This is a genomic window from Acinetobacter calcoaceticus DSM 30006 = CIP 81.8, assembly GCF_000368965.1.
Lineage (GTDB): Bacteria > Pseudomonadota > Gammaproteobacteria > Pseudomonadales > Moraxellaceae > Acinetobacter > Acinetobacter calcoaceticus.
Genome location: NZ_KB849780.1, coordinates 181145 through 194971, shown reverse-complemented (window position 1 = coordinate 194971; position 13827 = coordinate 181145). Strand labels below are relative to the sequence as shown.

Below are 13827 nucleotides of genomic sequence, written 5' to 3'. Positions count from 1 at the left end.
TTTAGAAATCCTTATAAAAAACGAGTTCGACGCGAGTATTGTTGTAATGATCTTTTGTATTTACTGGCACATCTTTAAAGTAATTGCCATATAGTCGTTCAACACGTAATTTTATAGGTTGATAATTAAAAGGCTGCCATGAAATCCCTGGGCCATATTCAAATAAATTATTGTAATATTCATCTTTGCTATCAGCTAAACCATGCAATTTCACGTAAGCCTGGACAGTTCCATTCTCACCTTTATATACATTTAAGCCCGTACGTAATCGTAAATCCCCAATAAAGTTATAATCTTCTCTAGAATAAGTTGCTGCATTGCCATATAAATCAGTGAAGTAATCATTAAAGCAGAGTGAGTTATTACAATTATTTTGAGAATTCCACTCTTGATAACCCGTAACGCCACCCACTACACTTTCACGAAATTTATCTCTATTACGGTCAATCAGATCGTAACTTCCACCAACTTCTAGATATGCACGCACAGGGATTGAAGTCCAAGGTTGATAATTAGCGCCTATCCCTAGCGTCACTGCGTTTTCATCAATAATTTCAGGACGTACCCCGCCTTGAGATTGAGTGTCACGGTTTAAGTTTAAAAAGCCATAAACTTGTGCTCGACCATTATCAAAGTTTTTACCGTAACGGGCTTTGAGTGGGAAAATCACATCGTCATAACGTGACTCATATGAAGGCGCGAAATAAACATCACGGAAGTAAGTTTTTACCTCGCCCCCGCTCAGATTTTTTACGGCTTGTGTGGCTTTATTGGCAATATCAGCATCTTTAGATGTTGTAAGTTCCTTAAAAACCACCAAAGCTTCTTTATTATTTTTCTGAGAATTAAGCAGATATGCTTCTTGTAATTTTAAAGTGTCATCTGCTGGATCTAATGCCTCTGCTTTTCTTAGACTTTGTAAAGCAGCCTCTTGCTTACCTAATCTAATCTGTAAATAGGTTAAGCTTTTCCATACCTTAATATCTTGTGGTGTCATCTCTCCGAGTTCTAATAATAACTTCTCCGCATTTTCAGGTTGAGTCTTCTCAATTTTATAAAATTGGTCCCATTTATCATAAATCGGGTTACCAGGTTTATATTCTTGATTAACGATTTCTTGGGCAAATGCAGTTTCAATAGTTAAGAACCCTAAAGTTGGACAAAGCGAACCGATAACGATAAAGGAACGAGTTAGAGATTTTATTGTTTTGCTATTTTTCATTTTCACCTCTACAGTAAATTAGAGTTATTAGGGGTAGTTTTTTAAATGATCAATAAATATCATAATTAAAAAATAATGAGTTACATCGTTAAGTTAGGTTAAGGATGTTTTATATAAATAATTTAGTCTCCATTTTTTGTTATTGATCTATTCTGTCTTATCCCTAGATTCCCTATAATAATGACATATTTTTTGATCAATAAATTGTAAAATTTCATAGCATCTATAAAGAATTTATAAGGAAAAATTATGGCTTTTCCACATCATGTAGAACATCATGCTATTCACCGTTCAGGCTGGTTAAGAGCTTCCGTATTAGGGGCCAATGATGGAATTATTTCTGTTACTAGCTTAATTATGGGAATGGCAGCTAGTGGAGCCAACTCACACACTCTATTAATTACATGTATTGCTGGATTAATTTCTGGGGCTACATCAATGGCTGCCGGAGAATATATTTCAGTAAAATCTCAAGAAGATATTGAAAAAGCAGATCTAGCAACTGAAGAAAAAGAATTAAAAAAATATCCTCAGAAAGAATTAGATGAGTTAACTCAAATTTATATCTCTAGAGGGCTTTCAAGTGAATTAGCAAAAGAGGTTGCGATACAGCTCACAACACATGATGCTTTAGGTGCACATGCCCGTGATGAAATAGGTATTCATGAAAATACGGCTGCAAACCCAGTTCAAGCTGCTCTTTCATCCGCCGCATCGTTTTTTTTTGGCGCTTTTTTTCCGATGCTCGCAATCTTATTCACTCCTGAACATTTAATTATGCAAAGTGTTCTCGTTACAGGGATTATTGCTTTAGCTATCTTAGGCGCCCTTTCAAGTTATTTTGCAGGCACATCTAAACTTAAAGGCAGTTTACGCATTACATTGTGGGGTATTCTAGCAATGGCTTTTTCAAGTTGGATTGGCTCATTATTTAACGTTACTCCACTTTAAAAAAATAGAACTTATGAACATTAAATATTTAAAAACTAAATAGCCAATATTATTTGCTCTTGATTCAAATTCCACGTTATGGTGAACATAAAGAAATGAGGTGAATAAAATGACCCTGTTACAACAACTTGAAATTAAACATCCAATTTTTCTTGCGCCCATGGCAGGTGTATCTACCCCCGAACTTGCCGCGGAAGTTTCTAATCAAGGTGGACTTGGGTCATTAGGACTCGGAGCAAACACGGCACAAAGTGCGCGCGAACAGATTTTAAAAACCCAAACACTTACAGAGAAATCCTTTCAGGTTAATTTTTTCTGCCATCAACCCGAACAACTTAATCCCCAAACTTCAGCACAATGGATTGAATATTTACGTCCACAATTTGAAAAGTTTGGTGAGCAACCTCCTCAAAATTTGAACTGCATTTATCCAAGTTTTCTTGATAACGATGACTTTTTAAATGTCGTATTAGACACTAAACCTAAAGCTGTCAGTTTTCATTTTGGTATTCCCCATCCACATCAAATTCAGGCTTTAAAAAATGCCGGCATTCTAACGATGGTTTCTGCTACCAATTTGGTTGAAGCACAAGCCATTGAAGCTGCTGGCATCGATATTATTATTGCTCAAGGTATTGAAGCTGGCGGTCATCGAGGAATCTTTAATAAAACCTTTGATGCAGCTATCAAAACCAGCGATTTAGTGCAGCTTATTGTAAAACACTGCAAGTTGCCTGTCGTGGCCGCCGGTGGGATTATGAATGGAGCACAAGCGCGGTATATGTTGAGCTTAGGTGCTGCGGCTGTTCAACTGGGGACCGCTTTTGTTCAATGTCGATCATCCAATGCATCTGTTGAATATCGTAAAGCTTTATTTAGTGAACCAGTAACACAAATTAGTGCGAGTCTCTCTGGTCGTCCAGCCCGTGGTCTATTGAACCACTGGCATACACAAATTGATTTACCAAATCGCCCTCCTCAACCCGAATATCCATATACCTATGATTTAGCGAAACAGTTAAATGCGATTGCAAGCAAACATCAAGACTATGGATATGGTGCTTTTTGGGCAGGTAGTAATGTATCGCAAATAAGAGAACTAGATGCTGCCGACCTGATTAACCAATTAGTGGTAGAAATATTAGAAGATGAGTAAGACCTTAAAAAGCCAGTGAAGATACTGGCTTTTTTATTTAATGAGTTTGCAATAAATTAATCTGCTCAACTTGCACATCACTCATCAAATCACCTTGAGCCAATAACTGATTAAAATAGTTTTCAACCACTATTGCTTGCTCAGCAGTACTTTCAACTTTATACATATTTTGGCGGAATTCGTTACTTGAACGTAATCCTTTTGTGTACCAAGCAATGTGTTTACGGGCAATACGGCAGCCTGAATATTCACCATAAAATTGATAAAGTTCTGATAAATGTCCCAATAACACATGCTTCACTTCTTCAATATTAGGTGCGGCTAAGTGCTCTCCAGTTTTTAAATAATGAGCAATTTCACGGAAAATCCATGGTCGGCCTTGAGCAGCACGGCCAATCATAATCGCGTCAGCACCAGTGTAATCGAGTACATATTTAGCTTTTTCAGGGCTATCAATATCACCGTTTGCAATAAGTGGAATATTGATTAATTCTTTGACGTGTTTGATCAAATCATAACGTGCTGTATTTAAATACATGTCTTCACGTGTCCGGCCATGTAAGGCTAGTGCAGCAATTCCCGCTTCTTCTGCTCTTTTTGCTACCCTTAAAATATTTTCTTGCCCATTTAAAAATCCCAAACGCGTTTTTAAAGTAACAGGAACATCAACAGCAGCGACCACCGTATCAAGAATTCGTGCCACCAAATCTTCATCTTGTAATAAAGCTGAACCTGCGAGTTTATTACATACTTTTTTGGCAGGACATCCCATATTGATATCAACAATTTGGGCACCATTTGCCACTTGATGACGTGCAGCCTCAGCTAACTGCTCAGGATCAGAACCAGCAATTTGTGCAGAAATCGGAGCAAGTTCCCCATCAAAATTTGCACGGTAGAGGCTTTTCTTGCTCATCTGCAAAGTCTTATCGGCAGTCATCATTTCACTGACTGCATGGCCTGCGCCAAAATACTTACAGAGCGTTCTAAATGGACGGTCAGTGACCCCAGCCATAGGAGCAACGATTAAATTATTTGACAGTTGATAGGGACCAATATACATATATATTCATACAATTGATGATCAACATAGTATACTTCATCCGCTTGATCGGCTCATCTTTTTATGCAGGTGCTTTCCTCGCCATGAACAAACCGTTGTCTTCCCGTTTTTTATTAAAATCATTCGGTATGGTCACCGTGTGCATGAGTTTAGCTGCTTGTGGTGATAAAGCTTGGTGGTCAAACAATGATGAGCCTGAACTAGAAAGCCAACATATTAAGCGCTTAATTCCATCACGTGTGAATGACCGTGAGTCTTGGGCAAAAGATATTGATGACATTATGCAAGAGCTAGATATAGCTCAAACTAAAACAAATGTATGCAGTATTATTGCTGTGGTCGATCAGGAATCAAATTTTGTAGCTGACCCATCAGTTCCGGGTCTAGGCACGAAAGCAGTTCAAGAAGTAAATACGCGTTTACAAGAAAAATTTGAAGCAAAACTGGGTCAAAAAATTGGTGGAACAGTTGCTGGTTACTTCGAAGAAGTTCTTAAAACACAGCCTTCACCAGATGACAATTATATGAGTCGGATGCGTAAAGTTAAAACCGAACGTGAACTAGACTTACTCTATCGAGAAATTTTCGATTTCATGGCGAAGCATTATCATGTCAGTGCTCTAACAGGTGCAGCCAAACTGGTCGGACAAGATATTGGTGAAAAAATGAACCCAATTACCACTTTGGGTTCTATGCAAGTTCACATTAACTACGCCAAAGCCAACAAACGCTCTAGCATGAATATCGCTGAGCTTCGTAATGACTTATATACAGAATACGGCGGTTTATATTACGGCATCCACCGTTTAATGGTTTATCCAGCAAATTATGATAAAGCTATTTATCGATTTGCAGACTATAACTCAGGTATGTATTCTAGCCGTAATGCTGCTTTTCAAAGTATGCTCAATGACTTGACCGATTCAGAAGTAAGTTTAGATGGTGATCTACTTCTTTACACAAAAGATGGTGATCCGCGTCCGACTCAAAGCCAGTCAGAAAAAGAACTGATTACTGTATTTGCAAAAAATAATGTATTAGTTACGCCAAGACAAATTCGTGATGATCTTAAATTAGAAAAAGAGAAAAAGTTTGAAAGTACACAAACCTACATTGCTCTGACGAAACTTTATAAAGCGAAGACAGGTAAAGAACCTATCTATGCAATTATGCCGCAAGTTATTATTTCTGGGCCAAAATTAAGTCGTGACTATAATACCAACTGGTTTGCAACCCGAGTAAACGGACGATATGAAACATGTATGCAAAGAGCGAAACGAATAAGACTATAAAGAGTCTCGCCCTGTTCGATTTTGATGGAACCTTGTGTAGCAAAGACAGTTTTACAGGGTTCATCTTTTATGCTTTGTCTAAGCGGCACATTGTTAAGCAAGGCTTAAAAATTCTGCCATGGATTCAAGCCTACTATCTTAACTTTTATCCAGCCCATGCGATGCGCGCCAAGTTATTTCGCAGCATGTTCAAAGATACCTCCGCAATTGAATTACAAAGATTAGGCGAAGAATACGCACAAGAGCTAGTCTCTGTGCTCTCACCTGAACTTTTCGCACAGTTACAACACCACCAGTTACGTGGTGATCGGGTGGTACTGGTTTCTGCTTCAATCGATGTCTACCTTGCCCCACTGTGCAAGTTACTAGATATCGAATTAATTTGTACTGAAACTCAAATTAAAAACGGCATGGTGACGGGTTACTACTCCACCCCAGATTGTAGTAGTGAACAAAAGAAATTAAGAGTACATCAGCAATATACGCTACAGCATTATCATCAAATTTATGCTTACGGTAATAGCTCAGAAGACCTAGACATGTTGAGTCTCGCCACACATCCATACATGGTGGGTGAAGATCGTGTTTTACCTCGTTTAACGCCAGAAAAAAAGCTCGCATAAAGCGAGCTTTTTTAATTTTACAACAATCTAGTAAATCGCCATATGATCACGATGAATCATTTCAAGTGAACGGGCTTCACCTAACACTTGATAAACCTTATCAGAGGCTAAGCCTTTAATAATTTCAGCAGATCGCGAGCTAAAATTCACTCGACCCACTGCAATACGTTTACCTTGTTTATCGACGCATTCAACCACATCACCACGATCAAAATGCCCTTCAACAGTTTTAACCCCGACAGGGAGTAAACTGCGATGTTTCAATTTAATCGCTTCAACAGCACCATCATCAATTACAAGACGACCTGCTGTCTGTAAATGAGCAGCGAGCCACTGTTGATGAGCAGTCATACGGTCTTTATCTGTCGTAAACAACGTACCTAGCATTTCACCCGCCATCGCACGTGACAAGACATTATCACTTTCACCACTCGCGATGAGCGTTGGACAACCCGACTTAGCAGCTAAACGTGCGGCGCGAACTTTAGTCACCATACCACCTCTGCCAAGCACACCGCCACCGCCAGCCATTTCGAATAAAACATCGTCCATGGCACGAACAGTAAAGAGTAATTTAGCATCAGGGTTATGACGTGGATCCGAGTCAAACATCCCCTGCTGATCCGTTAAAATGATCAGCAATTCTGCATGAACCTGTCCTGCAACCATCGCAGCTAGAGTATCGTTATCACCAAAGCGGATCTCATCGGTAGATACCGTATCATTTTCATTAATGACCGGAATCACACGCCAATCAATCAAGTTTTGCAAAGCATCACATGAGTTTAAATAACGACGGCGGTCCGCCAGATCATCATGTGTCAGTAAAACCTGAGCAGTACGAATACCATGTTCTTCAAGCACACTAGACCAAGTATGAATTAAACCCATCTGCCCAATCGCAGCACAGGCTTGTAGACTGGGTAGATCGGTGGGTCGACTCGCAAGCTTCATACGAACCATACCTTCTGCCACAGCTCCAGAAGACACTAAAATAATTTCGTGTCCGGCATTGTGTAGATCTGCAATCTGTTTCGCCCAATGCGAAATAGCATCCAAATCTAAACCTTGCCCATTGGCTGTGAGTAAAGATGATCCGATTTTAACAACGATTCGTTTACACTCACTGAGCTGACGTTGCCCATCGACCACTTCTATCATGTTTTCCTCGGTTTTCTAGTCACGAACGTAGACGCTTTCTACATCATTGTCGTCTTCATCATCGTCAAAATCATCATCATCATCGCCTAACATGCCTTCAAGACGTTGTGCTCGACGCATAGCGCGATATGCTTCTTTTGCCGCAATGGTTTGTTCACGTGTTTCAACTTCTAGTTGTTCACGGAAAGCTTTTACTTCTGCTGCATATTCAGGATCTTCAACTTCGCGTTCACGTTGTTGTTCAAGCTGATCCATGAGGTAATACACAACCTCTTTCGTTCCTTCACTTAATAAGCCCGATGTCTTAAAGACAGGTCCAGTCCACTCTAGTTCATCTAGAATATGCTGACACCACTCTTCACGACTTTCTTCAGCAATCTGATCAAGTTTATTCAGTACTAAAACAACTGGTAGTTTAGCCAAAGTAGGTGAAAACTTAACTAACTCGTTCATAATTGCTTTTGCATTATGCGCCGGATCTGAACCATCAATTGGCTGCACATCAATAATGTGTAAAAGGATACGCGTACGTGCCAGATGTTTAAGGAAACGAATTCCCAAACCTGCACCTTCTGCTGCACCTTCAATCAACCCAGGAATATCGGCCATTACAAATGAACGATGACGGTCAGCATCTACTACACCTAGGTTTGGAACCATGGTTGTAAATGGATAGTCTGCTACTTTTGGTTTTGCAGCACTTACAGCACGAATAAAGGTTGATTTACCAGCATTTGGCATGCCCAATAAACCAACATCTGCCAATACTTTTAATTCAAGGCGAATTTCACGAAATTCACCTTTTATACCAGTCGTACATTTACGCGGAGCACGGTTAGTTGATGATTTAAAGTGGGTATTCCCCAAACCACCATCACCACCACCTGCAACCAGAATTCTTTGGCCGTCTTCAACCAAATCGCCAATAATATCGCCTGAATCTGTATCAACAATTGTTGTACCAACGGGTACTTTTAAAACCACATCTTCACCACCACGTCCGGTACAGTTAGCGCCTGCACCATTCTTTCCGCGCTCAGCACGGAACTTACGTGTGTAACGGTAATCGACTAGCGTACTCGTATCATCATCAGCTTGAATATAGATACTTCCACCACGTCCGCCATCACCACCATCTGGGCCACCAAATGGGACAAATTTTTCACGGCGAAAACTGGCTACGCCATTGCCACCGTCGCCAGCCTCTACGGTAATGACTGCTTCATCAACAAAGCGCATCTGCCAATCCTCTAAAAACTCTAAAACCGCCTATTCTGCCATATTTTCATAAAATTCTCGAATATAAAATGGGACAATTCCTATTTATAACGATCTGTTTTTATATTTAAGTCATCAGAAGCATTTTAGACCCACAAATACAGCCGATATTGAAAATAAAATGCAGGATGACTATTTAATTTTTAAGGATGAACATTCCGTAGAGGTAAGGTCATTTGCATATCAAGATTTGCTTTTGTTTTTGGAACCGAATTATACATAATGGCATTAAATGAAGAGACATTCCCCATTTCCATAGGATCATTCACTTGTAGACTTGGTTTAAACTGATGTTTAACCGATAAATTTACTGGCTCATCGAATTCAAAATAAACAGGACCATCAAAAACAATTTTAATCGGAATGGTATAACTACGCTTTAACTGAAAAGGCACATCTAACTTTATGGGAATATCAAGTTTAAGTGGAAATTTAGGCAAAAACTTATTTTGATAGATCAAGTCTGTAGTTGTTTCAAGAGGCATAACCTGATCAATTTTTAGAGTCGTTGTGTAATCAACATTTACTGTAACAGGTGTCTCTATAGCAAAACTGATATCTGCTAAATATTTCCCTTTTAGCGGTAGAGTCAGTTGGCGGTCTATATCCAATGTTGTATCAAGTTTACCAATAGATTGAACTTGCAAAGTGTTGCCAACTTGAATCTTTGTTTCTAAAGAGTCAGGTAAACTAATATCTGCGTTATGAGCCGAAACCACTACATTTGCTTGAATATTGAGATATACCCAAAACATAACAGCGGCAAGTATCATCATTAAAATGAAACTGATGAGCATACTCTTGAGTGAACGAAACATTACCATCCACCCTATTGATCAGCTGTCGTCTGCGACGTTTCTGAACCTAATACCCGATTTAATCGCATACTGGACAGAGGAATTTTTAACTCACCATTTGCAATCTTCACAGGTAAAGTATTTTTCACATCAACCGAAGCATTTAGTGCTGTTTTAACTGGGACACTCAAATTACCCTCAATTGGAATATTTGTATCTAATCTTGCTTTCAGAGGAATATGTAAATTTTCTTTTAATACTGTCCGCACTGGCGCATCAAATTTCAAATGAACCTTTTGCTCAAGCGGAACATTAATATCAATCGGAACATCAAGTTTTAATGGAATTGATCCCTTTAACGGTAAGGTAATATCACGCCCCAAAACCCTAACTTGAACCTTCGTATCAATTGGTAAATTTTGCTCAACTTTTAATACTTCTTTGACAGGAATTGTTGTGCTAATGGGCACCATATTATCGAAATAAACACGCGGAGTTAATGTTTGTGTTAATGGAATATTCAATTGCTCATCAATTGGAATACTGGCATTTACGCGCCCTTTTACATCCACATTTAAAGCATCTTGTACTTTAACTTTAACCTGTAGGGGTTCTTGCAAGTCAATAGCAACTGCCTGATTCTTCAATGGAATATAAATGTTAAAATGCTTAAACACCCATATTGCAATGAGTACACCACATAAATTGGCAATAATGATGAATATAAAAACGACCAACAAACGTTTAAACTGCGACAATTCCAATCCCTTACTATTTTCTTTTTTTCCTTAATTCATATTCTCATTTATTTACAAAAAATAGTCAGCATATATTTTGTACGGTTGTAAAAAAACCCAGTCTAAACTGGGTCTTTTTGTGAAAATCTTTTATAGATCGTTAAATGATCTTAAGCATTCAATTCTGCTGGGATTTTTTTGTAGCTTACGCCACACATTTGTTCAGCAATACGTAATACCTGACAGCTATAACCTACTTCGTTATCGTACCAAACATAAGCAGTTAAACGGTTACCAGAAGTAATCGTTGCTTGAGCGTCATATACACCAGCAGTACGAGAACCGATAAAGTCACTCGATACAACTTCAGTCGAGTTGGTATAACCAATTTGACCTTGAAGGCTAGAGTTAATTGAAATTTGACGAATGTATTCGTTCACTTCTTCACGATCAATTTCTTTATCAAGCGTTAAGTTCAAGATAGCAAGAGATACGTTTGGTGTAGGAACACGTACAGAGTTACCAGTTAACTTACCTTTTAATGCAGGTAATGCTTTAGCAACTGCTTTAGCTGCACCAGTTTCTGTAATTACCATGTTTAAAGTAGCAGCACGACCACGACGATCTGCTTTATGGTAGTTATCAATCAAGTTCTGGTCATTTGTAAATGAGTGAACAGTTTCAACATGACCATTAAGAACTTTATATTTGTCATCCAATACTTTAAGAATTGGAGTAATTGCATTTGTTGTACAACTTGCAGCTGAGATGATTTTGTCTTCATCTAAGATGTCTGTGTTGTTTACGCCAAATACAACGTTTTTCATTTCGCCTTTACTTGGTGCAGTCAATACAACACGTGCAACGCCTGGGCATTTCAAGTGTTGGCTTAGACCTTCTGCATCACGCCATTTACCAGTATTGTCGATTAAAAGTGCATTGGAAATACCGTATTCAGTATAGTCAACTTCACTTGGGCTAGACGCATAAATCACTTTAATGAAGTTACCATTAGCAATGATTGCTTCGTTTTCTTCATCAACAGCGATTGTGCCAGCGAAAGTACCGTGAATAGAGTCACGACGAAGTAAAGAAGCACGTTTTGCTAAATCGCCATCAGAAGATTTACGCACAACAATTGCTTTAAGGCTTAAACCACGACCTAGACCTGATTGGCTAATAATTAAACGAGCCAAGATACGGCCAATACGACCAAAACCATAAAGAACGACATCTTTAGGTTGTTCAGAAGTTGCGCTACCTTTGATTGACTCAACTGCTTGAGCAACAAAAGCATCAACATCACCGCCTTTTTCTTTATATTCAACAGCAAGTTTACCGATATCAACTTCTGCAGAACCAATATTTTCAAGCTTAGCTAAAGCTTCTAAAATTGGGAATGTATTTACAACAGAAAGCTCAACGTCTACAACACGTGTACGACGGTGAGTTTTCAAAATTTGGATAACAGAACGGTTAATTAAAGAGCGACCGTAAACAGATACGACAATATTTTTTTCACGGTATAATTGTCCGATTAATGCAATCATACGTTCCGCGATTTCTTCACGGTTTTTCCAACGGCCTTGGTGTTCAGCATGCAGGGCGATGATAGTGTCTTTGCTCACAGATACGTCCTCTAATTAATTATATCTAGGCGTGATTTTTTAAACCCCGTAATTGTAATGGAATTATTAGCAAGAATGAATCAAAAGCTGACGTTAGTGATTAGATTTTCCTAAAATTCATCATAAATTCATAAAATACCTATAATTATTTTTTATTATTTTATTGTTTAAAGCAGCTAAATTTTTGCTTTTTCTTACTTTTTAGATTCTGCTCTTCTAATCAAACTCATCATTTTTTAATCTTTTTTGATATTTCGAGATGTTGAGCTGCAAATTTTTGGCTTTTTGACGTTGCTGATAAAGGTGAACTGCACCTTCTAAAACTAACACAAATACTGCACACCAAATCGGAATATAAGTGAACCATTCTTCTTGGCCAATACTCTCCCCTAAAACTAAAGAAGCTAAAGCAAGTAATACAGGTTCCAAATATCCTAAAAGTCCAAACACGACTAATGGTAAAAAGCGGCTTGCCAGAATATAACTTCCCAAACCAATAGCACTTAAAATTCCAAGCCCAACAATGACCAAAGCAAGACTCGGTTGGTCTATAAATTTGCTATAAGGGAATAAACCCGTATGGGTCAAATAAATCGCAATCGGCAAAATAATAACTAAATCCCACCAAAAGCCACCTAAATTGTCTGTTTTAATGGTCTTACGTAATAAAAAGTAGGCAGAATAGCCAACTGCAACTAGTGCAGTTTCCCAAGCAATACTTCCTAAACGCCAGATCTCATGGCTCACTCCAATGACTGCAAGAATAATTGCGACCCATTGAAATTTTGATATTTTTTCGCCATACAGCACACTTCCAGCCAAGACAAGAACAAGCGGCAATAGAAAATACCCTAAAGATACTTGTAGGCCTCGACCATGCATTGGCCCCCATAAAAACAGCCAAAGTTGTACTGAAGTTAAAACAGAGGTTGTGATTAATAACAATAATAAAGATGGCTTTGCCAAAATACGCTGGTAGATATTTTTTATATACCCTAAATCACCGCTCCACCACATAAACAAAGTGAGAACAGGTAGTGTTGCAATAATCCGCCATCCAAAAGTCTGTTCACTATCAAGCTGACTTAACAACTGAGTATAAAAATAAAGTACACCAAAAGTGATAGATGCCATGACAGACAAGCTCACGCCCTTAAACATCATCACCCTCTTATACTTTAGTAAAAACAGCTCACCACAATACTTGATTTATCCACTATAAAAAAGAAAAAACCATGTAAAAACATGGTTTTTTATTAATCAGACATCTACAGCTATTCTTTATGTTCTGTATGAATAATATCGCGAATATCAAAACCTAATGTTTTTGCATAATTTAGATATTCATCAACCACTTCTTGTTCAGGATGAGGTGTTCTTGATAACACCCAAAGATATTTACGAGAAGGTTCTCCTACTAAAACAGTTTGATAGTCTTCATCTATTTTTAAAATCCAGTAATCTCCACGAATGACTGGAATCCATCTCACAGCTTCCGGTAAGAAACTCACCTTCAATTTCGTGTTATATGGCGGATTTACCACAAAGGCTTCACCAATAGATTGCTGTAATTGTTTTCTATTGTCATAACAGCGATTATCTACAACTACATTTCCATTTTCATTTAAGGTGTAAGTTGCAGATACGTTGTAAGCACATTTTTTTTGAAAAAAAGTAGGCTTACGGGCGACCTCATACCAGACACCTAAATATCGGTCCAGTTCAACTTTATAAACGGTTTGCAAAGGTTTCGGCTGAGCATAGACATACGTTCCAACAGCTAAACCAGCCAAAACAACACCGCCCAACGCAATTTTAGCCAAACGCCAACTGGCTTGCGGAACATTATTTCGAAATGCCATTGTTGCCCTCAACGATTAGTTGTGAATACAAAAGAACTCAAATATCTACAGTAGCTT

13 protein-coding genes are annotated in these 13827 nt (G+C 38.4%); 4 read left to right on the top strand and 9 right to left on the bottom strand.

What is annotated here, in order from left to right:
• Position 1 precedes the first annotated feature (1 nt).
• The gene (locus F936_RS05880; protein ID WP_005045892.1) at positions 2-1222 is read right to left on the bottom strand and encodes a tetratricopeptide repeat protein; all 1221 of its coding nucleotides are present in this window, start codon (positions 1220-1222) and stop codon (positions 2-4) included.
• A gap of 249 nt (positions 1223-1471) precedes the next feature.
• Here F936_RS05880 and F936_RS05875 point away from each other — a divergent pair, with 249 nt between their 5' ends.
• Positions 1472-2173: a VIT1/CCC1 transporter family protein gene (locus tag F936_RS05875; protein ID WP_005045890.1), complete on the top strand. Its 702-nt coding sequence runs from the start codon at positions 1472-1474 to the stop codon at positions 2171-2173.
• 109 nt (positions 2174-2282) lie between these two features.
• Positions 2283-3329, top strand: a complete 1047-nt coding sequence (locus F936_RS05870) for an NAD(P)H-dependent flavin oxidoreductase (protein WP_005045887.1) — start codon at positions 2283-2285, stop codon at positions 3327-3329.
• Between the two features lie 37 nt (positions 3330-3366).
• Here the strand turns inward: F936_RS05870 and dusB are convergent, their stop codons facing one another.
• Complete coding sequence (gene dusB / locus F936_RS05865; RefSeq protein WP_005045884.1) at positions 3367-4392, bottom strand: tRNA dihydrouridine synthase DusB; 1026 nt, start codon at positions 4390-4392, stop codon at positions 3367-3369.
• An 83-nt stretch (positions 4393-4475) separates the two neighbouring features.
• Between dusB and F936_RS05860 the strand changes: the two genes are divergently transcribed.
• Complete coding sequence (locus tag F936_RS05860) at positions 4476-5684, top strand: DUF1615 domain-containing protein (protein WP_026055595.1); 1209 nt, start codon at positions 4476-4478, stop codon at positions 5682-5684.
• Complete coding sequence (locus F936_RS05855; protein ID WP_005045881.1) at positions 5651-6307, top strand: HAD-IB family hydrolase; 657 nt, start codon at positions 5651-5653, stop codon at positions 6305-6307. Before F936_RS05860 ends, F936_RS05855 begins: the two co-directional genes overlap by 34 nt.
• Before the next feature lie 27 nt (positions 6308-6334).
• Here the strand turns inward: F936_RS05855 and proB are convergent, their stop codons facing one another.
• The 7 genes from proB to F936_RS05820 form a co-directional block, all read right to left on the bottom strand.
• Positions 6335-7468, bottom strand: coding sequence for a glutamate 5-kinase (gene proB / locus F936_RS05850; RefSeq protein ID WP_005045878.1), 1134 nt, complete (start codon positions 7466-7468; stop codon positions 6335-6337).
• A 15-nt stretch (positions 7469-7483) separates the two neighbouring features.
• Positions 7484-8707, bottom strand: coding sequence for an Obg family GTPase CgtA (gene cgtA, locus F936_RS05845; RefSeq protein WP_004643642.1), 1224 nt, complete (start codon positions 8705-8707; stop codon positions 7484-7486).
• A gap of 182 nt (positions 8708-8889) precedes the next feature.
• On the bottom strand, positions 8890-9564 hold the full coding sequence (locus F936_RS05840; protein ID WP_004643643.1) for a hypothetical protein: 675 nt from the start codon (positions 9562-9564) through the stop codon (positions 8890-8892).
• 11 nt (positions 9565-9575) lie between these two features.
• Positions 9576-10301, bottom strand: a complete 726-nt coding sequence (locus F936_RS05835) for a hypothetical protein (RefSeq protein ID WP_004643644.1) — start codon at positions 10299-10301, stop codon at positions 9576-9578.
• A gap of 149 nt (positions 10302-10450) precedes the next feature.
• A complete protein-coding gene (locus F936_RS05830) occupies positions 10451-11908 on the bottom strand; it encodes a glyceraldehyde-3-phosphate dehydrogenase (protein ID WP_003650341.1) in 1458 nt (485 codons plus the stop codon).
• 216 nt (positions 11909-12124) lie between these two features.
• Positions 12125-13072: an EamA family transporter RarD gene (gene rarD / locus F936_RS05825; protein ID WP_080595402.1), complete on the bottom strand. Its 948-nt coding sequence runs from the start codon at positions 13070-13072 to the stop codon at positions 12125-12127.
• A 110-nt stretch (positions 13073-13182) separates the two neighbouring features.
• On the bottom strand, positions 13183-13770 hold the full coding sequence (locus F936_RS05820) for a lipocalin family protein (protein WP_005045871.1): 588 nt from the start codon (positions 13768-13770) through the stop codon (positions 13183-13185).
• Between the last annotated feature and the right edge of the window lie 57 nt (positions 13771-13827).

Coding starts and splice junctions, on each gene's coding strand:
- F936_RS05880 (WP_005045892.1), bottom strand. CDS start 1,222: ATGAAAAATAGCAAAACAATAAAATCTCTAACTCGTTCCTTTATCGTT.
- F936_RS05860 (WP_026055595.1), top strand. CDS start 4,476: ATGAACAAACCGTTGTCTTCCCGTTTTTTATTAAAATCATTCGGTATG.
- rarD (WP_080595402.1), bottom strand. CDS start 13,072: ATGATGTTTAAGGGCGTGAGCTTGTCTGTCATGGCATCTATCACTTTT.
- F936_RS05820 (WP_005045871.1), bottom strand. CDS start 13,770: ATGGCATTTCGAAATAATGTTCCGCAAGCCAGTTGGCGTTTGGCTAAA.
- proB (WP_005045878.1), bottom strand. CDS start 7,468: ATGATAGAAGTGGTCGATGGGCAACGTCAGCTCAGTGAGTGTAAACGA.
- cgtA (WP_004643642.1), bottom strand. CDS start 8,707: ATGCGCTTTGTTGATGAAGCAGTCATTACCGTAGAGGCTGGCGACGGT.
- F936_RS05870 (WP_005045887.1), top strand. CDS start 2,283: ATGACCCTGTTACAACAACTTGAAATTAAACATCCAATTTTTCTTGCG.
- F936_RS05855 (WP_005045881.1), top strand. CDS start 5,651: ATGTATGCAAAGAGCGAAACGAATAAGACTATAAAGAGTCTCGCCCTG.
- F936_RS05840 (WP_004643643.1), bottom strand. CDS start 9,564: ATGTTTCGTTCACTCAAGAGTATGCTCATCAGTTTCATTTTAATGATG.
- F936_RS05875 (WP_005045890.1), top strand. CDS start 1,472: ATGGCTTTTCCACATCATGTAGAACATCATGCTATTCACCGTTCAGGC.
- dusB (WP_005045884.1), bottom strand. CDS start 4,392: ATGTATATTGGTCCCTATCAACTGTCAAATAATTTAATCGTTGCTCCT.